At 46.5% G+C, this 20,735-nt stretch carries 14 protein-coding genes; 8 read left to right on the top strand and 6 right to left on the bottom strand.

Annotated features, from left to right (window positions below):
• Positions 1-50 precede the first annotated feature (50 nt).
• On the bottom strand, positions 51-1,955 hold the full coding sequence (gene dxs / locus HUX74_RS05350; protein WP_034525360.1) for a 1-deoxy-D-xylulose-5-phosphate synthase: 1,905 nt from the start codon (positions 1,953-1,955) through the stop codon (positions 51-53).
• A gap of 566 nt (positions 1,956-2,521) precedes the next feature.
• Between dxs and HUX74_RS05345 the strand changes: the two genes are divergently transcribed.
• The 6 genes from HUX74_RS05345 to HUX74_RS05320 all read left to right on the top strand — a co-directional run bounded on the left by HUX74_RS05345 (position 2,522) and on the right by HUX74_RS05320 (position 12,019).
• Positions 2,522-3,619 (top strand): hypothetical protein, encoded by a 1,098-nt coding sequence (locus HUX74_RS05345; protein ID WP_034525358.1) that lies wholly within the window; start codon positions 2,522-2,524, stop codon positions 3,617-3,619.
• Between the two features lie 162 nt (positions 3,620-3,781).
• Positions 3,782-4,771, top strand: coding sequence for a GSCFA domain-containing protein (locus tag HUX74_RS05340; RefSeq protein WP_117599331.1), 990 nt, complete (start codon positions 3,782-3,784; stop codon positions 4,769-4,771).
• Positions 4,747-7,272, top strand: coding sequence for a bifunctional UDP-N-acetylmuramoyl-tripeptide:D-alanyl-D-alanine ligase/alanine racemase (locus HUX74_RS05335; RefSeq protein ID WP_117599332.1), 2,526 nt, complete (start codon positions 4,747-4,749; stop codon positions 7,270-7,272). The genes HUX74_RS05340 and HUX74_RS05335 overlap by 25 nt, the downstream gene beginning before the upstream one ends.
• A gap of 111 nt (positions 7,273-7,383) precedes the next feature.
• Positions 7,384-7,599 (top strand): twin-arginine translocase TatA/TatE family subunit, encoded by a 216-nt coding sequence (locus HUX74_RS05330; protein WP_005823939.1) that lies wholly within the window; start codon positions 7,384-7,386, stop codon positions 7,597-7,599.
• Positions 7,600-7,736: 137 nt separating this feature from the next.
• Complete coding sequence (tatC, locus tag HUX74_RS05325) at positions 7,737-8,558, top strand: twin-arginine translocase subunit TatC (protein WP_005823936.1); 822 nt, start codon at positions 7,737-7,739, stop codon at positions 8,556-8,558.
• Positions 8,555-12,019, top strand: coding sequence for a DEAD/DEAH box helicase (locus tag HUX74_RS05320; protein WP_174646328.1), 3,465 nt, complete (start codon positions 8,555-8,557; stop codon positions 12,017-12,019). Before tatC ends, HUX74_RS05320 begins: the two co-directional genes overlap by 4 nt.
• 320 nt (positions 12,020-12,339) lie before the next feature.
• On the opposite strand, the gene HUX74_RS05315 is transcribed toward HUX74_RS05320, so the two are convergent.
• The 4 genes from HUX74_RS05315 to HUX74_RS05300 all read right to left on the bottom strand — a co-directional run bounded on the left by HUX74_RS05315 (position 12,340) and on the right by HUX74_RS05300 (position 17,714).
• Positions 12,340-13,824: an MFS transporter gene (locus HUX74_RS05315; protein ID WP_174646327.1), complete on the bottom strand. Its 1,485-nt coding sequence runs from the start codon at positions 13,822-13,824 to the stop codon at positions 12,340-12,342.
• A 140-nt stretch (positions 13,825-13,964) separates the two neighbouring features.
• Positions 13,965-14,921 carry a 5-dehydro-4-deoxy-D-glucuronate isomerase gene (kduI, locus tag HUX74_RS05310; protein WP_005823932.1) on the bottom strand — a complete coding sequence of 319 codons (957 nt, stop codon included), beginning with the start codon at positions 14,919-14,921 and terminating at the stop codon, positions 13,965-13,967.
• 20 nt (positions 14,922-14,941) lie between these two features.
• Positions 14,942-16,333 carry a PTS galactitol transporter subunit IIC gene (locus tag HUX74_RS05305; protein ID WP_174646326.1) on the bottom strand — a complete coding sequence of 464 codons (1,392 nt, stop codon included), beginning with the start codon at positions 16,331-16,333 and terminating at the stop codon, positions 14,942-14,944.
• A 727-nt stretch (positions 16,334-17,060) separates the two neighbouring features.
• Positions 17,061-17,714 carry an HAD family hydrolase gene (locus HUX74_RS05300; RefSeq protein WP_119961803.1) on the bottom strand — a complete coding sequence of 218 codons (654 nt, stop codon included), beginning with the start codon at positions 17,712-17,714 and terminating at the stop codon, positions 17,061-17,063.
• A gap of 338 nt (positions 17,715-18,052) precedes the next feature.
• On the opposite strand from HUX74_RS05300, the gene HUX74_RS05295 reads away from it, so the two are divergent.
• Both HUX74_RS05295 and HUX74_RS05290 read left to right on the top strand, forming a co-directional pair.
• Positions 18,053-18,910 (top strand): enoyl-ACP reductase, encoded by an 858-nt coding sequence (locus HUX74_RS05295; RefSeq protein ID WP_117964839.1) that lies wholly within the window; start codon positions 18,053-18,055, stop codon positions 18,908-18,910.
• Positions 18,910-19,614, top strand: a complete 705-nt coding sequence (locus tag HUX74_RS05290) for an SAM-dependent methyltransferase (RefSeq protein ID WP_117964837.1) — start codon at positions 18,910-18,912, stop codon at positions 19,612-19,614. Before HUX74_RS05295 ends, HUX74_RS05290 begins: the two co-directional genes overlap by 1 nt.
• On the opposite strand, the gene HUX74_RS05285 is transcribed toward HUX74_RS05290, so the two are convergent.
• Positions 19,580-20,698, bottom strand: coding sequence for a hypothetical protein (locus HUX74_RS05285; protein WP_117599450.1), 1,119 nt, complete (start codon positions 20,696-20,698; stop codon positions 19,580-19,582). The two genes, HUX74_RS05290 and HUX74_RS05285, sit on opposite strands and share 35 nt — an antisense overlap.
• Positions 20,699-20,735: the final 37 nt, after the last annotated feature.

The following is a 20,735-nucleotide window of genomic DNA, read 5'->3' as shown; positions in this document are numbered from 1 at the left end:
GTTGATAATTAATAGTTGACATATGGGGTAGATACTTAAACGGTCAATTTTCAACTATCAATTATCAATTGATTATAGATTCCTTCTTCGTCCATTCCGCAAAGATGATGCAACTCTTGTATGGTGCCGTGCTCTATGAAGGCATCGGGTACACCGATACGTCTGATATGGGGGATATAGTCATTGTCTGCCATGAACTCCAGTATGGCACTGCCCATTCCTCCTTTTTTGACACCGTCTTCTATGGTGACGACATGCTGGAAGTTGAGTCCTACCTCGTGCAGCAAGGCTTCGTCGAGCGGTTTGAGAAAACGCAGGTCGTAATGGGCTATGGAGATCCCTTTGTCTTTCTCTGCGCGCTCTATGGCACGTGCGGCTACGTTGCCTATGGGACCGAGGGTGATGACTGCCAGGTCTTTACCTTCCTTCAGTTTACGCCCTTTACCTACGGGGATTTCTTCCAGCGGACATTTCCAGTCCAGTAATACGCCGCGTCCGCGGGGATAGCGGATGACGAACGGACCTTTGTCTGACAATTGTGCCGTGTACATCAGGCGGCGCAATTCATGTTCGTCCATCGGTGAAGATATGGTCAGGTTGGGAATCGGACGGAAATAGGCCAGGTCGAAAACTCCGTGGTGGGTCGGTCCGTCTTCTCCCACCAGTCCGGCGCGGTCCAGACAAAGTACGACGGGGAGGCGGAGCAGGGCGATGTCATGGATGACATTATCGTATGCCCGCTGCATGAAGGAGGAGTAGATGTTGCAGAAAGGTTGCATTCCTTCTTTTGCCATACCGCCCGAGAAAGTGGCTGCATGTCCTTCGGCAATACCCACATCGAAGGCACGGTCGGGCATGGTGTCCATCAGCTTGTTCATAGAGCAGCCAGTGGGCATGGCGGGGGTTACTCCGACGATTCTCGGATTTTCCTTTGCCAGTTCTACCAGTGTTTCCCCAAACACGTCCTGGTAAAGCGGAGGCAGGTTGCTGGTATCTGCCTTGAGGCGTTTTCCGGTTTTCGGATCGAACTTGCCCGGTGCATGCCAGATATCGGGATTCTTCTCGGCAGGTTCGAATCCTTTTCCTTTTACAGTGTGCAGATGCAGTATTTTCGGTCCCTGCATATCTTTGATGTCCCGCAGGACACGGGCTATGTTTTTCACATCGTGTCCATTGATAGGACCGAAGTAGCGGATGTTCATCCCTTCAAAGATATTCTGCTGCTGGGCGGCCATTGATTTCAGACTGTTGGCAAAGCGAATCAGCGCTTTGCGGCGGTCCTCGTTCAAAAGTCCCATTTTGAATAGCAGTCTGGAAGTTTTGAAGCGCAGCTGGTTATAGCGGTTGCTGGTAGTTAGGTTGAAAAGATACTGCTTCATGCCACCTACACTTCTGTCTATCGACATATCATTGTCGTTGAGAATGATAAGAAGGTTGTTTGGGGTGGACGAAGCGTTGTTCAGTCCTTCAAAAGCTAAGCCGCCGCTCATGCTTCCGTCGCCGATGATGGCCACTACATGGCGGTCCTTCTCGCCTTTTTCGGCAGCGGCAACAGCCATGCCAAGGGCGGCGGAGATTGAATTTGATGCATGTCCGCAGGTGAATGTGTCATAATCGCTTTCCTCTGGTGAGGGAAAAGGACGAACTCCCTTGAATTTACGGTTGGTGGAGAATGCTTCACGGCGTCCGGTCAGTATCTTGTGCCCGTATGCCTGATGGCCTACATCCCAGACTATGCGGTCGTACGGAGTATTGAATACGTAGTGCAAGGCAACGGTCAGCTCTACCGTGCCCAGACTGGCTGCGAAATGTCCGGGGTTACACGAAACCTCCTTTATAATGTCTTGCCTCAATTCTTTACAGACTTCAGGAAGCTCTTCTACGCTGAGTTGGCGTAAATCCTCGGGAAATGTAATGGTGCTAAGCAAGTTATATGTTGTTGGTTCTGTTCTCATTTCTAATCTGAAGATTACAAAATGCAAAAATAGCAAAAGAAAACGGATGACGGGAAGTTTTAGAAGGAAAAAAAGCCTCTTTTGTTCACTTCTGTTTTTACTTTCTCTGTATAAATTGCATTTCTTGTTCTGCCTATAATTAAGGAAAAAGATGCCTGATGGTAAATCGTTCCTCCATGGAGAAAATATTGTTCCATCATGGTAGAAAAATCGTTCCACCATGGTGGAACGATTTTTTCTCCATATAGGAATGATTTAGTTTTGGCAAGCAAAGATATTAATCCTTTCAAAGATTGACTTGTACTCTCGTATGTGTGCATCTATGATAAGAGATGCTTTAAACTTAACACTTATTGAAAAATGCAACTTTGCAAACTATTTATTGCAACTTTTTTAGGAGCTTGGACTGTTGTTAATATAATATTATCTATATTTGCAAAGTAGAATATGTCCTATTTATCAATATGTTATACGATTATGAATTGTACATGATGGCATTCTTAGTTGTAATATGTGCCGGAATGGGGCGTAACCACGAATTGCTAAATGAATAAACAATGAATGATATGAAGAAAAAGTTTAACTTTGGAATTTTGGCTATTGTGAGCGTAGTGTTTTTTTCCGCTTGCGGTTCTGATAGCGATCTGTTCGACCCGGAAAAGGCGGTGGCTAAGAAAGAGGCACAGTATGCATCGGCTTTCGTGCGGAAGTATGGAAAAATTGCAGTTAATCAGGATTGGGGATTTGGGGTAACACCGACAACGCGTGTTGCTAACACTAATAGCAATCAATGGAGAGATTTTGCGGAAGTACCGGGGAGTGTTACGGCTATAGAAAAAGAAGTGGTTACGAAATGGTTTGAAACACATCAGAATCCACAATCCATTGGTGTGGATTGGACCGACTTTTTTGTTCAACATGTAAGTGGCTCACGCTCTGATATGGATTTTTTGGTTGCGGCATCAGATGATCATATCAATAATTTTAATGCTGCTGAGGGAGCTATAATGCTAATGCAGAATAGTGGGACGTCTTCTTTTGGCTATAGGGCTTCTCTGGATAGTAAAATGCACTATAATTATACTATACAATATATTGAGGGTGCTTATTATGTGGGATTTGACTTTGAAGCTACCGGCCAGAACCCAAATCAACAAGTAGCTGCAGATGGGTATTATAGTGATTGGATTGTAAAGATCTCTCCGGCCGTATATACAAATGCGTACAGAATCATAGCGGAAGACCTTGGAGACAGTGACGATTTTGATTTCAACGATGTCGTGTTTGATGTAGCGACCAATGGAGGAACAACTATCATTACCCTGCAGGCTGCGGGTGGTACTTTGCCTTTGTATATTGAGGTAGGCGGTGATAGTCGTGAAGTTCATGAGATCTTTAGTGTTTCTAGTACTACAATGATAAATACGGGTGCTGGAGCAACTAAGGCTCCGGTGATGTATAGAGTTAACGGTACTGGTGCCGTAAATATCAAAGTGGAAGGTCAAAATGCTGAAGTATATACACTGAAAGCGGAGGTAGGCAAAGCTCCGCAGAAGATACGTGTAGAGACAAGATATGACTGGACTTCTGAGCGTCAGGCTATTAATAATAAATATCCAGATTTTGCAAATTGGGTGGCTGATCCTACGGTTAATTGGTATTAATGGAATATATAGTATTTAAGGTAGGTGATATAATGGAAGGTTATATTACCTGCCTTTTTTATGTTTCGACCGTTATATATTGAAATTTACTATCTTTGTGGCGTAGCAAGTAGGTTGGTACATCCTTTTTCCCGAATGTGAATGTTTTTTTATTCCGAGCTTATGAATCTTTATACGCCTGTAGAAGTAGTTTCCGGTATGCCCCTTCTTTCGCAAGAGAATAATCTGTTGCTGATGGGTTCTTGTTTTGCATCCGAGATGGGACAAAGGCTGGCGGATGCCAAGTTCTGTTGTGACGTCAATCCTTATGGTGTGCTTTATAATCCTTTTTCCATTTCTGTGGCATTGCGTGAAATCATTGCGGGCAAATGCTACAATGAAAACGACATTTTCCTCTTTCATGGACTTTGGCACAGTGCCATGCATCATGGTAGCTTCTCCTCAGTCTCTGCAGAGGAAACATTGGCAGGTATTAACGGACGTTTGAAAAGCGCCCATGAAAGATTGGATCGGTTGGATTGTCTGCTACTGACTTTCGGCTCTGCTTGGGTATATGAAAATAAAAAGACGGGAACTATAGTTGCCAACTGCCATAAGCAACCTGAGTCTTGCTTTACTCGTCACATGCTTTCCGTCAGTGAAATAGTGTCTGACTACACCTCTTTGCTTTCCGGTTTGCTGGCGCGGATTCCCCGGCTGAAAATATTGTTTACCGTCAGCCCCATCCGCCACGTGCGTGACGGAATGCATGCCAACCAGCTCAGTAAAGCTACCTTGCTGCTTGCCGTGAATCAGTTGCAAGCCACTTTCCCAAAACATGTTTTCTATTTTCCGGCATACGAGCTGTTGCTCGACGAGCTTCGTGACTATCGCTTCTATGCAGAAGACATGGTGCATCCTTCTGAAATAGCCATTCGCTATATCTGGGAAAGGTTTATTCGGTCGTGCATCTCTGCCGATGCGTTACGGATTATGGAAGAAAGTGAAAATATCCGTAAGATGTTGTCGCATAAGCCATTTTATCCTGCTTCAGAAGAGTATAAGCGTTTTTTAGGACAAATTGTGTTAAAAATAGACCAACTTAACGGAAAATACCCGTACTTAGATTTCCAAAAAGAGAGAGAAATATGTCGTATTCGATTGAAAGCATAACCGAAAGTATTGGCGCACGGCGTGTGGGAAACGTGCCGGCTACCATAGACTGGCTGCTCACAGACAGCCGTTCCCTGAATTTTCCTGAGGAAACATTATTCTTTGCCTTGACCACCAAGAGAAATGACGGTGCGCGCTATATCGCAGATTTATATGCCCGTGGAGTACGTAATTTTGTGCTTAGCGAAGAAAGCTTTAGATTAATTGAGCATGGAGAATTGAAAATTGATAATGATGCGCAGCAACCCGCTATCCATTTTCAATCTTCCACTGTCAACTACCTTATTGTTTCCAATCCGCTGAAAGCCCTGCAAAAACTGGCAGAACAGCATAGGAACCGGTTCCAGATACCAGTCATCGGTATTACGGGAAGCAACGGAAAGACAGTTGTGAAGGAATGGCTGCACCAGTTGCTCAGTCCGGAACGTGCCATTATCCGTTCTCCCCGTAGTTATAACTCCCAGATTGGAGTACCTTTGTCTGTGTGGCAGATGAACGAACAGTCTGAACTTGCTATTTTTGAAGCCGGTATTTCCGAACCGGGGGAAATGCGCGCTTTGCAGAACATCATTAAGCCTACCATAGGCATCCTGACCAATATAGGAGGGGCTCACCAGGAAAATTTCTTCTCGTTACAGGAGAAGTGTATGGAGAAGTTGATGCTTTTCAAGAATTGTGATGTAGTGATTTATAATGGTGACGATGAGTTCGTCAGCAACTGTGTGGCGAAGTCCATGCTTTCTGCACGTGAGATTGCGTGGAGCCGGAAGGATATGGAACGTCCTTTATATATAAGTAAAGTGGAGAAACAGGATGACTGTACTGTCATTTCCTATCGTTATCTGGATATGGACAATACGTTTACCTTGCCGTTCATAGATGATGCTTCCATCGAGAACTCGCTGAACTGTCTGGCCGCATGCCTCTATCTGATGCTTCCTGCCGAACGGATTACGGAACGTATGGCAAAGCTGGAACCCATCGCCATGCGTTTGGAAGTCAAGGAGGGAAAAAACAACTGTCTGTTGATTAACGACAGTTATAATTCTGACCTTGGCTCATTGGATATTGCACTCGATTTTCTTTACCGCCGTTCGCAAAGTAAGGGATTGAGGCGGACCTTGATTCTTTCGGATATATTGGAGACCGGTCAGAATACGCCGACACTTTACCGACAAGTGGCACAGCTGGTAAACAGCCGCGGCATTGAACGCATCATAGGTGTAGGAAATGAAATCTCTTCCTGCGCTGCACGCTTTAATATAGAGAAGACCTTTTATCCGGATACGGCAGCTTTGATACGCACTATCCAGCGTGGGGAACTGCGCCTTGAAAACGAAATTATTCTGATTAAGGGTGCACGTAAGTTCGGTTTTGACTCCTTGACGGAAGTATTGGAGAAGAAGGTGCACGAAACTATCCTGGAGGTTAATCTTGGAGCGATGATTGCCAATCTGAACTATTATCGTGGCAAGTTGAAGCCGGAAACAAAGATGGTCTGCATGGTGAAAGCCTCCGCTTACGGTGCAGGTTCTTATGAGATAGCCAAGACTTTGCAGGAACATCATGTCGATTATCTTGCTGTGGCAGTTGCCGACGAAGGCTCCGAACTCCGCAAAGCGGGTATCACAGCGAACATCATTATCATGAATCCTGAGATGACTGCTTTCAAGACCATGTTCGATTACAAGCTGGAGCCCGAAGTATATAGCTTCCATCTGCTGGACGCTTTGATTAAAGAAGCGGAAAAGGAAGGTATCACAAACTTCCCCATCCACATAAAGCTGGATACCGGTATGCACCGCCTGGGGTTTGCTCCGGAGGATATGCCCCGGCTGATAGAACGGCTGAAGGGACAGAATGCCGTGATTGCCCGTTCCGTCTTCTCACATTTGGTAGGGAGCGATTCGCAGCAATTCGACAGTTTTACACGCCGGCAGATAGAAATGTTCGAAAAAGCGTCCATGGAATTGCAGGGAGCTTTTCCGCATAAGATACTTCGCCATATCTGCAATTCTGCAGGTATCGAGCGTTTCCCGGGGGCGCAATTCGATATGGTGCGTCTGGGTATCGGTCTTTATGGTGTCAATCCCATAGACAATTCCATTATGAATAATGTGAGCACGTTAAAGACTACCATCCTCCAAATACGTGATGTTCCTGAAGAGGATACGGTTGGGTATAGCCGGAAAGGGCATCTCACCCGTCCGTCACGTATAGCGGCTCTTCCCATTGGTTATGCCGACGGTCTGAATCGCCATCTTGGAAACGGACATGCCTATTGTCTTGTAAACGGCCAACGGGCTGTCTATGTAGGGAATATCTGCATGGATGTCTGTATGATTGATGTAACGGACATCGATTGCAAGGAGGGTGACAGTGTGGAAATTTTTGGTAATCATCTGCCTATAACCGTTCTTTCCGATGCGCTTGCAACTATTCCTTATGAGGTGTTGACAAGCGTTTCTACGCGGGTAAAACGTGTTTATTATCAAGACTGAAGATAGGGGGCAGGGATTAGGGGATGGAGATTACAATAAAATTAATCCTTAATCCTTAATCCCTAATCCTTAATTTTTCTATCTTTGCATTATAATTAATCAGATATAACTATGACAAACTTACTTTTATTAGGCTTTCTGCCCAGCGGCTCCGAATGGATAATTATTGCATTGGTCATCTTACTATTGTTTGGCGGTAAGAAAATTCCCGAATTGATGCGTGGTTTGGGCAAAGGAGTGAAGAGCTTCAAGGATGGTGTGAATGAAGCCAAAGAAGAGATAAACAAGGCTCAGGAAGATTTGGATAAACCAGCTGAAAAGAAATAAAAGGATTTACTATTTGACTATTTACGATTTACTATTTGATACTCTGCAAATTGCAGAAGTATGGGTAGACTTGTTATCTTTCATTCCACTGCGTAGCCCAAATAGTAAATCGTAAAATAGTAAATGCATTGGTGTTTATGGCAGAAAAAGAGCTAACCTTTTGGGATCACTTGGACGAGTTGCGCCGGGTACTGTTTCGTGTGCTTGGTGTGTGGTTTGTATTGGCTATCGGTTATTTTATTGCCATGCCTTATCTGTTTGACAACGTGATACTGGCTCCTTGCCATAACGACTTTGTTTTCTATGACCTGCTCCGTTGGATAGGGCAGAAATTGGATTTGAAGGATGAATTCTTTACTCAAGAGTTTCATGTGAAACTCATCAATATCAATCTTGCCGCACCGTTCTTTGTCCACATGTCTACCGCTTTCTGGATGTCGGTGGTTACGGCTGCTCCTTATATATTCTATGAAATCTGGCGCTTTGTAAGCCCTGCCCTTTATCCAAACGAGCGTAAAGGGGTGAGGAAAGCGCTGGGTATAGGTACGGTGATGTTTTTCATCGGTGTGTCGCTGGGGTATTTTATGGTCTATCCACTGACTTTGCGTTTCCTTTCTACTTATCAATTGAGTGCAGCCATCGAGAATCAAATTTCCCTGAACTCGTACATTGACAATTTCATGATGCTGGTGCTTTGCATGGGGCTGGCATTCGAACTGCCGCTGGTGACATGGCTGCTTTCCCTGCTGGGACTGGTGCACAAGACCTTTTTGCGGAAATACCGCCGTCATGCTGTTGTCATCATTGTTATTGCCTCGGCCATCATTACTCCGACCGGTGACCCGTTTACCTTGACAGTAGTGGCGGTGCCGCTTTATCTGCTCTATGAGTTGAGTATCCTGATGATAAAGGATAAAAAAACTGATGATGAAGCGGAAGAAGTGGAGACAGAGGAATGACGGATTGTGAAGTAAAAGAATATTTTAGTATATTGCAGGAAGCCTGCCACGTTGAGGAAAGCTCCCTGGATGTGGCCTATCGGCAATTGCGCGAATTGCTGGAGCGTTTGTGCCGTACACAGATGCCCGACGGAAGCTTGCAGATGACGGACCTTTCTGCACGTATCAGTTTCGTGGCTTCGAAGGCCGGACTTTCCACCGTGGAACAGAACCGTCTGCATACCTTCCGGCTGACCTCCAATGCTATTCTGAACCGCCAGACGGAACCGCAACGTGAACAGTTGTTGCGTGATGCCAAGACACTGGCATTCTTTGTCAAGCGCTTGACGGGGAAGGAGATACCTGCCGGGCTTTATCGCCTGCTGCCCCGTGCGGATGCCACCTATATAGTGGCACCGCCCGCCAAAGAGCAGATAAAGCGCATGCGCGTCTGTTTTCAGTATGCCGATGATACTTACTTATATGTACTGCCCGTAGACACTGTGGCCGATGAACCATTGCGTGTCCGTTACAATGTACCTCAGATTAATGAAGAGTTTGCAGAAACCTGCCGGATTCTGTGGCGGCATGCCCAGGTCAATCTGCTGGATGTTACGGTGGACGAAGCCGGCATACTTACTCCCTCCTTTATTATACTTGAGCCCGATTACTTGATAGACATCAGTTCGCTTGCCGAATGCTTTAAGGATTACGGACATCATCCTGCCAACTATATCCTGGCACGGCTCCAGTCGCCGGACAATACCCGTCCGTTACTGCTGGGTAATATTGCCAACCTCTTTCTGGACGAGTGGATTCATGCTAAGGAGGCACTCGATTATTTGGCATGCATGAAGAAGGCCTTCCGTTCTTATCCCATTGAGCTGGCAGCATGTGCCGACCTGCGCGACCGGGAGAAGGAAGCCGAATTCTTTTCCGATTGCAAGCGCCATTTCGACAATATCCGCCGGACGGTGACAGAAACATTCCGTGCATCCGGCTATGAACTCGATAGGACTGATGCCGTGCTGGAACCCTCTTACATCTGTGAAGCATTGGGTTTGCAAGGGCGTCTGGACTACATGCAGCGGGATATGACCTCGTTCATTGAAATGAAGTCCGGTAAGGCGGACGAGTATTCCATCCGTGGTAAGGTGGAGCCTAAAGAAAACAATAAGGTACAGATGTTGCTCTATCAGGCTGTGTTGGAGTATTCTATGGGAATGGACCATCGACGTGTAAAGGCCTACCTGCTCTATACCCGTTATCCGTTGCTTTATCCGGCACGTCCTTCGTGGGCAATGGTGCGCCGTGTGATGGATGTGCGTAACCGGATTGTAGCCAATGAATATGGCATCCAGTTACGGAACAGCCCGCAGTATACGGCAGAGCGCCTGAAAGACATTCATCCGGACACCTTGAACGAGCGCGGTTTGGACAATACCTTGTGGAAACGTTTCCTTTACCCTTCCATCGATGCCGTAGCGCAACGCATCCGTTCGCTTTCGTCGTTGGAACAAAGCTATTTTTATACGCTCTATAATTTTATAACCAAGGAACTCTATACCTCCAAATCTGGAGATGTGGATTATGAAGGACGTACCGGCGCTGCCGCCCTCTGGCTTTCCACACTGGCTGAGAAATGTGAGGCAGGTGAAATTCTGTACGATTTGGCTATTTGCGAGAATCATGCGGCAGATGCGCATAAACCGTATTTAAGCCTCTCCCCCCGTACCCCCTCCCCGGTAGGGAGGGGGAGGGAATACTCCGCGGAGCCGGGAGTAGGGGGGAGTTTGCCCAATTTCCGTCAGGGTGATGCGGTGGTTCTTTACGAACGGAATACGGATACCGACAACGTTACCAACAAGATGGTATTCAAAGGTAATATAGAGCGCATATCCGATGACGAAGTCTGCATCCGTCTTCGTGCCACTCAGCAGAATGCGGGTGTATTGCCTGCTGCTAGCCTTTATGCCATAGAGCACGACTATATGGACACCTCCTTTCGTAGCATGTATCTGGGACTTTCCGCTTTTCTTTCTGCCACCCAAAGACGACGTGACTTGTTGTTGGGGCAGCGCCCTCCCGAATTCGATGCTTCTTTGGATGCCGCTATTGCGACCGCTCCGGATGATTTTTCGCGGATTACTCTGAAAGCGCAGGCTGCCCGCGACTATTTCCTTTTAATCGGTCCTCCGGGTACCGGTAAGACCTCCCGCGCGCTACGGGGCATGGTAGAAGCCTTTTACCGGGAGGGGAAACAGATTTTGCTGCTTTCGTATACCAATCGTGCCGTAGATGAAATCAGTAAGGCGCTGACCTCCATTGAGCCTGAAATAGACTTTATCCGTTTAGGCAGTGAGTTGTCTTGTGATGAGTCATTCCGCCCGTATCTGATTGAGAATGTGCTGGAACCTTGTGCCACTCGGCGGCAGGTGCAAGAGCGCATTGCCCGTTGCCGTGTTTTTGTCGGTACGGTTGCCACGCTTTCTTCCAAGACCGAGCTTTTCCGGTTGAAGACTTTTGATGTAGCGATTGTGGATGAGGCTACTCAAATTTTGGAACCACAACTGCTGGGATTACTCTGTACCCGTAATCCTGCAGGCGCGGATGCCATCGGCAAATTTATTTTGATAGGTGACCATAAGCAGCTGCCCGCAGTGGTCTTGCAATCGTCCGAGCAGTCGGAAGTGTGTGACGAAGCTTTGCAGGCCATCGGATTGTATAATTTGAAAGATTCCCTTTTCGAACGCCTTTATAGAAACCTCTCCAGGGAGAGCGCCAATCGCCAGACATCAACCTCTCATCCTTCATCCCTTATCCCTCATCCCTCCTATGACATGCTCTGTCGTCAGGGACGCATGAATATCGAGGTAGCTTTGTTTCCTAATCGTGCTTTTTACGGTGGTCTGCTGGAGCCGGTTGGCTTGCCGCACCAGCAGGGTGAGCTGACCCTTGCTCCTGAATTGTGTGATTGTGAGTTTGCCGGCTTGCTCACTCGTCGTGTCGCTTTTCTGCCTTCCGCAGTCGAACCGCCGGCACAGTCGGCCAAGATGAACCATTCGGAGGCGCGGATTGTGGCACGGTTGGCAGCGGCTATCTATCGGCAGTATGCGGCTGTTTCCGGTTTCAACCCGGCTGTCACTTTAGGTGTCATCACTCCTTATCGCAGTCAGATAGCCTTGATTAAGAAAGAGATTGCCGCTTTGGGTATTGCTCCTTTGGAGGATATATTGGTAGACACCGTGGAGCGCTTCCAAGGTAGCGAACGGGATGTCATTATCTACTCTTTCTGTGTGAACCGGGCTTATCAGTTGAAGTTTCTGGCAAATATGACGGAGGAAAACGGTACTCGGATTGACCGGAAATTGAATGTTGCCCTTACTCGTGCCCGCAAGCAGATGTTTATGACAGGAGTGCCGCAACTATTGAAACTTAACCCTATTTATGCCGAGCTCTTGTCTGTAGTTTGCCATTCGTAACCGTCTTATTAGTAAATCTTAAATATTCTCTGCTTCTTTATAGAGTTTATTAATAACGCTGTGTGGGATAAACCATTATCTTTGCATTACGTTTTTTTCATAGAGATTTAGATTTAAGGTTAGAAGAATTGTGGAAGTCGTGAGACTTCCCTTTTTTTCATCTTAAATTGTGTTCCATTTACAGTTTTTTGTTTTTGACTGTAATTGAACAAAGAAAAGCCATTTCGTGAGAAAGGGCTTTTTTTGTGCGGAGTTTGCAAGGCATGTAATGCAGTTTGCAAACTCCGCATGATTTTGAATATCTATAAAGAGACTTCTGATTAGTCCACTATAATCGGTTTGTACTTCGGAACCAGTGCCTTCATGATGCACCAGCCTATCAGGTAGGACACTGCACATACACAGAAGATGATGAAATATCCGGCAGGCTTGCCCTGAAATCCGAGAAATACCATTTGTGTCTTGTCGGCATAGTCGAACAGCAAACCGGAACTCATGTTGATGAGGAATGAGCTGATACCGCCTGCCATACCTCCGATTCCCACAATGGTGGCAATGGTGCTCTTGGGAAACATATCACCTACCACAGAATAGATGTTGGCCGACCAGGACTGATGGGCAGCGCCTGCAATACCTATGATGATAATCGGGAACCAATAGGCTTGTTCGCCAAATACTTCCTTGTTGCCCAATGGCTGTGCAAACAATGACAATAGCGGGAACAGTGCGAAGATGAACATGGCCTGCATGCGTGCGGCGTAGGGGTTCTTGCCGGTCTTGTTGATAATGATGGTGGGCAATTTTCCGCCATAGACGGACAACATCGTGATGGCATAGAGCACAAAAATAAGCATCTGTGCCGTGGGAGTATCTGAAGAGAATCCGTAAACGTCTGAAATGTATGCGGGTGCCCAGAAGAGGAAGAACCACCATACACCGTCAGTCATGAATTTGCCGAAAAATACAGCCCAAGTCTGCGGATATTTGAAACATTGCAGGAAAGAAATGCTCTTTTCGTCCTTGGCTGCCGGAGTAGTCGCCTTTTTATCCTCCTCTTTGTCTTGTTCTATATATGCCAGCTCAGCTGCGTTTACGTGTGGATTTTCATCAGGTTTCTTGTACATGAACATCCATAGTCCCATCCAGATGAAACCCAATCCGCCGATAACGATAAAAGCCATTTCCCAGCCGTTGCCCACGCCCATGCGTTGGAAGTAGCGGGCCAGGGTAGGGATACACAATGGGGCTATCAGTGCTCCGATGGTAGAGCCGGCATTGAAGATGGAAGTGGAGAAGGCACGGTCTTTCTTGGGAAAATATTCGGCGGTAACCTTGATGGCGGCAGGAAAGTTTCCTGCTTCACCGATGCCCAGTATGATACGGGCGGCAATGAAGTAGTAAACACTGGTGATGGCTATGGTAGAGGCCAATGCACCGGTAGCGCTAATCATGTTGGCGGCATTTTCAATGCCGAGGGTCACTTCTGTGGCAAGTCCGCAAAGGGCGTGTATACAGGCGCCGGTGGACCATACGGCGATGGCCCATAAATATCCTTTCTTCGTTCCCATCCAGTCGATGAAACGTCCGGCAAACAGATTGCCTAAGGCATAGACGATGGAAAAGATTGCCGTGATGTAGCCGTAGTGTGTATCGGTCCAGTGGAATTCGGGGGAGATAAAATCTTTCCAGGTCAATGAAAGAACCTGGCGGTCGAGGTAGTTGACGGTTGTCGCGAAGAATAGCATGGCGCAGATAATCCAACGGTAATTGGTCATCCGCCCTGCGGTGTTTTGAAATGTACTCATGATAATAGATTTATATTTTGATACAAATGTAGGTTTGTGTGTTGTTCGAGGTGTAATATTGGGTAAATTAGGATGCTGAAAATGACAAAAATAGGCATGGATTATTTAAGTCCATGCCTATCGGGCGCTACAGGGCAACTTTATTTCATATCGATGTATTTGATTTCGTCTTTGTCGCTGTATTTCAGGTTTTCACCGCCCATACCCCAAATGAAAGTATAGTTGCTGGTTCCGGCAGCAGCGTGGATAGACCATTCGGGAGAAGTGATGGCTTGTTCGTTGTGCAGCCATATCAGACGTTCTTCCTGCGGTTCGCCCATCAAGTGACAGATAGCGTTGCCGGGTTTCAGGTTGAAGTAGTAGTAAGCTTCCATGCGGCGAGTGTGTGTGTGGGCAGGCATGGTATTCCATACAGAACCGGGAGCCAGTTCCGTGAGTCCCATCTGCAACTGGTTGGTACCACCGTCTTTCACTCTTTCCAGTACATCTTTCACAATCAGCTGGTTTACGATGCGGTCGTTACTGTCCTCCATTTTTCCATAATGGTCGGAGATGCCCAGTGCATATTTCTTGGGGTTGGCTTTCTGAAGCTTGGCATCGGTAGTAATCAGCTGAGTAACATAGGGCTTGTAGGCCGGAGCCGAGTTGATGTAGAACTTGGCGGGATTGGTAGCGTCGTTGCTCTTGAAGGTTACTTCCTTATTTCCGCAGCCTACGTAAAGGGCTTCCTTATACTTCATGGGGTATTCCTTGCCGTCTACAGTAACCACTCCGTCACCGCCGGTATTGATGACACCCAGTTCGCGGCGTTCGAGGAAGTAAGTGATTTCCGGACCCAGTTCACGGAACACTTCCAATTTCAATGTCTTGTTCACCGGCATGGCGCCACCGTAAATCAACCGGTCGTAGAGGGTGTAGGTTACGTTGATTTCATCCGGAGCCATGACTTTGTCCATCATGAATCTGCTGCGTAGAAGTTCCGTGTCATAATGCTTCACGTCCTGCGGATGGCAGGCGGTCTGCACTTTGTAATTCACTTGGGCATTGGCTGCCATGGCAGCTGCTCCCATCATAAATGCAAGTACTAACTTTTTCATAATCCGTTACTATTTAACTTTTAATTTTTGATTGATTTCTGGTATTTGATAATGGCACGACGGTTCATAATCATCAGGAACAATGTGCATAATACAAGGATACCGGAGCCTATCCATTTCAACGAGTAGGTCAGGTGGAAAATGACCCAAGCGAAGGGGCTGGATGCAAAGTCCAGTGCGCCGCCTTCAAAGCCGGCAGGGATATTCACGGCAGCGTCTTGTGTCTTCTCGTATACATCGTGGGCTGCTTGTGTGAAATAGGGGGCAAGGTCTGTTACGAAATAAAGACCGATGGTCAGTACAACGAGTCCGATGATGAATGTCTTTACTACATTTCCTTTCGTGATGGGCAGTACCAGCGGGAAGAGGTAGAACATTCCGGCCAGCGACGCCAAAGGCAGGAACTGGTTACCCGGCAGGATGACAGCCAGTAGTATGGTTACGGGAATCAGCAGCAGGGAAACCACCAGCGTTGCAGGATGGCCGATAACCAATGCGGGGCTCATACCGATGTTTAAGCCGACAGCACCTTTGAATTTTTGGGCAATCAGCTCGCGGGTAGCATCGGAAATAGGTTTCAAGCCTTCGATGAACAAAGCGGTGATACGCGGAATCAGCTCCATTACGGCGCCCATCTTGATACCCAAACCTAATATATAAGGTATCTTGTCTACCAGTTCCTGGCTGTTCTTGCAAGACAAGGCACCGATACCGCAACCAACCAGAATACCCAAGAACAGAGGCTCACCCAGCAAACCGAATTTCTTCTTCATGCCTTCCGCATCGATGTTCAATTTGTCAAAACCGGGGATTTTGTCCAATGCTTTATTGATGACTACGGCAAATGGTACGAAACCTGCGCAGAAAGGCTGGGGAATGGAGATACCCTCCATCTTGTCGTAGAATCCTTGGAATTTGTCGGCGGTATAGTCGGCCATAATCAGGGTAATGATGTAGCAGATGATAGCGGCGAAGAAGCCCCACCAGATATTGTCGCTGGCAAAATAAACGACTGCGCCGATAAATGCGAAATGCCAGTAGTTCCAAAGGTCGATATTGACCGTACGGGTCGTTTTCGTTAATAACATCAGAAGATTTACTCCCAAACATACCGGAATGATGAATGCACCTACCGATGTGTTATAGGCTACAGTAGCAGCTGCTGGCCATCCCATGTCGAATACTTTCAGCTGAAGACCATAAATTTCAACGACTTGGCTCAGAGCAGGACCGAGGCTGCTGGTCAACAATGCAGTGACAACTGACAGACCTACGAACCCGACACCTACCAGCAGACCGCTCTTTAATGCCTTACTGAATTTAATACCGATGCATACTCCCAAAATTGTAAAGATTATAGGCATCATCACTGCTGCTCCTAAGCCGATGATATAGCCGAAAACTTGTTCCATTCTCTTGTGATTTAATTAGGTAATTGAGCTTGTTTTTGCAATAGTATGAATTAAAAACCGGGTCAAAAATAAGACCTTTTCTCAATTAATCAAACTTGAAAAGCATAATTATTAGTAAATGGAACAATTTTGGACGAAATTGGTCGTTATCGTGCACAAAATTGCTCGTTTTCGTACACGAAAACCAAATAACACATCTTCTACGTTGAAAACTACATATCCGTTTGGAAAGAAAGCATTACTTTTGTTTTGGGAAATAAAACTGTTCTAATACAAAAAATGAATGATTGCATGAAGAAAGATTCGATTTGTAAATTTATTGTATCTGCATGTATTTCGATTAAGAGAGTCGGGGGAGGAAACTAATCCTCGTGTACGTGCCTTTTTCTCCAAATTCGGGTGGAGTGAACTTTCATACCGTTCGCAGTGTTATTATAAAACATTGAAACAAACCGGACTATAATGATATATTTGATTTTTTTATTGGCAATAGGACTATTGGTCGGATGGAGCTTATGGAAAGCTCCATCTGATATTGATTTATGGGGAAAAGATGTGGAGGATTGATAGTTATATTGGTTATATTCTGAAAATTTACGGGCATGCCTATCTTGTGATGGGGGGAGATAAAGGTGTGATGTGGGAATTGTTCTGACCCTACATATCTTGGGTGATAGTTGTTGTCATCACTTCCTGTTCCTTATCACCTCGGGGAGGGAGTGCCCTCTCAAAGAGCGGAGATAACGGCAATGTCCGTAGCATTGTCTACGATATGTGCCGGATGAAACTCTTCCAGTTCTGTACGGGGACGGAATCCCCAAGTGACTCCGCAGGCGGTGACTCCGGCATTGGCGGCCGTCTGCATATCCACTCCGGAGTCTCCTACATATAGTACGTCTTCACGGGATATCCGGGTGATGTCCAGAATGTCATGCACCACTGTTGGGTCGGGCTTCACGTTGACCCCTTCCCGCTGTCCGAAGACGGCGGTAAAATGTATATTGGGGAAATAATGTGAAATCAATTTTACGGTAGCCGATTGATATTTGTTGGAAGCCACTGCCAATACCATACCTTTCTTTTGTAACTGTTCCAGCAGTTCGGGGATGCCGGGGTAAGGGCGGCTTTTATCTGCATTGTGCACGTCATAATAAGGCACAAACTCCTTGCGGACACGCAGGACGTTTTCTTCGCTCTTTTCCCCTTCCGGGAGGGCGCGCTCGAACAGTTTGTTGATTCCGTTGCCAACCATGAAGTTATAGGCCGATTCCGGGTGGGTGGGATAGCCGAGCGCTTGCAGGGCATGGTTTGTACTTTGTGCCAAATCGGCTATTGTATTCAGTAAAGTTCCGTCCAGGTCAAATATAATCAACTTCTTCATTGCTTTCTCTATTTTTTAGTTTGCTGCAAATATAGGGCTTTTTGCGCTCATGTTCAAATGCTGTCTCGGGTTTCATCAGGTATTTGCAGAATAGCAAGCCCTGGGCTGATAATCAGTGCATTATTACTGCATTCCTGCTGTATGCGCTTTGCAGTAGTACTGCAGATGGGGTGCAGCGTGACTGCAACAGTATTGCAGTGGCACTGCACAAGTGTTGCAGTAGTTTTGCAGTGGGTGATTGCTGTATTTTTTGCCGTTCTTCCCTTTTCTTTGCACACTTTCGGGCTTTTTATGCAAAAACTTCCTATCTTTGCAGCCGAATTTTACTAAAAATAGGTATGAATTACAATTTGTTGAAAGGAAAAAGAGGCATTATTTTCGGTGCTCTGAATGAGCAGTCCATTGCCTGGAAAGTAGCAGAAAAAGCAGTAGAAGAAGGTGCAACCATCACTTTGTCGAATACGCCGGTTGCCGTACGTATGGGCGAAGTGTCCGCTCTTTCGGAGAAACTGAACTGCGAGGTGATTCCCGCAGATGCTACAAGTGTAGAAGATTTGGAAAATGTATTCAAACGCTCTATGGAAGTATTGGGTGGCCCGGTCGACTTCGTGCTGCACTCCATTGGTATGTCTCCTAATGTGCGTAAGAAACGTACATATGATGATTTGGATTACGATATGTTGGAAAAGACGCTGGATATTTCCGCTGTCTCTTTCCACAAGATGATACAAGCTGCCAAGAAGCTCAACGCCATTGCCGACTACGGTTCAATCCTGGCTCTGAGTTATGTGGCTGCGCAACGTACGTTTTACGGTTACAACGATATGGCAGATGCCAAGGCACTGCTGGAATCTATCGCCCGCAGTTTCGGTTACATCTACGGACGCGAACACCATGTACGTGTCAACACCATTTCCCAGTCTCCTACGATGACCACTGCCGGTTCCGGTGTGAAAGGTATGGACAAGCTGTTCGACTTCGCCAACCGCATGTCTCCGCTTGGTAATGCTTCTGCCGATGAATGTGCCGACTACTGTATCGTCATGTTTTCCGACCTCACCCGCAAGGTTACCATGCAGAACTTGTTCCACGATGGAGGTTTTTCTAGCGTAGGTATGAGTCTTCGCGCCATGGCTACCTATGAGAAGGGTTTGGATGAGTATAAGGACGAAAACGGAAATATCATCTACGGCTAATGGAAATCGCACTTTATCTTTTGCCTGTCACCTTGGGCGATACGCCTATTGAAACGGTGTTGCCTCCTTATAATGAGGAGATAATACTGGGAATCCGCCATTTCATCGTGGAGGATGTGCGTTCGGCACGCCGGTTTCTGAAGAAGGTGGACAAGGGAATAGATATTGATGCGCTGACATTCTATACGTTGAACAAGCATACGTCGCCCGAAGACATCTCCGGCTATCTGAAGCCGCTGGTGGAGGGGCAGCCGATGGGCGTAATCTCCGAAGCCGGTTGTCCGGCTGTGGCCGATCCGGGAGCGGACGTGGTGGCTATTGCACAACGGAAAAACTTGAGAGTGGTCCCCTTGGTGGGACCCTCTTCTATTATCCTCTCTGTTATGGGTTCCGGTTTCAACGGTCAGAGCTTTGCCTTCCACGGTTATCTTCCCATTGAACCGGCAGAGCGTGCCAAAAAGCTGAAAATGCTGGAACAACGCGTCTATAATGAACATCAGACCCAGCTTTTCATTGAAACGCCTTACCGCAATAATAAGATGATAGAGGATATTCTTCATAACTGCCGTCCGCAGACCAAGCTCTGCATTGCGGCGAACATTACTTGTGAAGGGGAGTATATCAAAACCAAGACAGTGAGGGAGTGGCAGGGAAAGACTCCCGACCTTTCTAAGATTCCTTGTATTTTTCTCTTGTATAAATAATAGCTTCCAGGTGCTCGAATTCATATTCCAGGCAACTGCTGAAGAAGTTCCGTCCCAGGTTGTGTTCCATTTGCTGGAACGTCCATAGCTTTCCACCCTTGAAATTCTTATTGCATAAGATGGAGTCATCGTCCAGGTCTAGCGTGAAGAGATAGACCAGGCGGTCGGTGGCTTCATTCTCAAAATGATACATGAAGTTGAAGTGCAAATGGTCTAATGGGGCGGTGGGAAGCGTTTGCCGTAAAATTCTGTGTGCGCCTTGTTCCAATGTTTCTCCATATATCAGGTAACCCTCCATCAGTAAGTCGATTTTGTCTTTCTCGAAAACGTTGCATTTGGGGCGGGGGAGGAGAAACAGCATGCCGTGTGAGGCAACGGCAATCCGGATGACCGGATTGATATAGTCGTTTTTCCGGTTGATGGCTTCTGAAGCGATGGCTTTCCCCATGACATCTCCTTTGGTGTTGACTATCGGTACGAAAACCGTGTGGTTCATCACTATATTGAAATAGAAGATACCGAATTGGTTGAACAGAATGCCTAATATAAAGACGAGGGGAGGCGCCACATAAAACAGAATGTGGCGGGTAGTGTCTCCCAAAGGGTAACTGACCAGAATCGCCAAGGAGATAATCAGAAAATGCAGCAGGCTTATGATAAGGATTACGCGTGAGGATACGATGGCGGCTTCTGCCCCTTGTGCAAAAAGCTGCTTGCAGCATTTCTGTGTCTGAGACATGTGGTAGTCCAGAAATTTTCTCCTATTGAGGTAGATGACGAATGGGGGAATAATAGCGCTGATTTCCAGTGTGAACGGAAGCATAAAACGTGGACAGTAGTTTACGAGGAATAGGGTTGTTACCGATAATAGCAGTAACATTCCGGTAGTGCAGTAAAGTATGATTTGTGGAACATGAGTCCCTCTATGCCTCACCGAATAGATGCTAAAGAAGAGTCCTACACCTGTACCGATGTAGATGGACATGTCCTGCGTTATAAACTCGCATAATATGATGGATATTATAACGGGGATGAATCCCAGCGACATATTGAATCTTGATGATAGAATTCTTTGATGATTCATTATCCGTATTATGATTTTGTCGTTTACATCATAACAA

The sequence above is a fragment of the Bacteroides sp. Marseille-P8574 genome (genome assembly GCF_902825465.1).
Classification (GTDB): Bacteria; Bacteroidota; Bacteroidia; order Bacteroidales; family Bacteroidaceae; genus Bacteroides; species Bacteroides uniformis.
The sequence above is the reverse complement of the archived record's forward strand: the minus strand, read 5'-3'. Positions and strand labels throughout refer to the sequence as shown.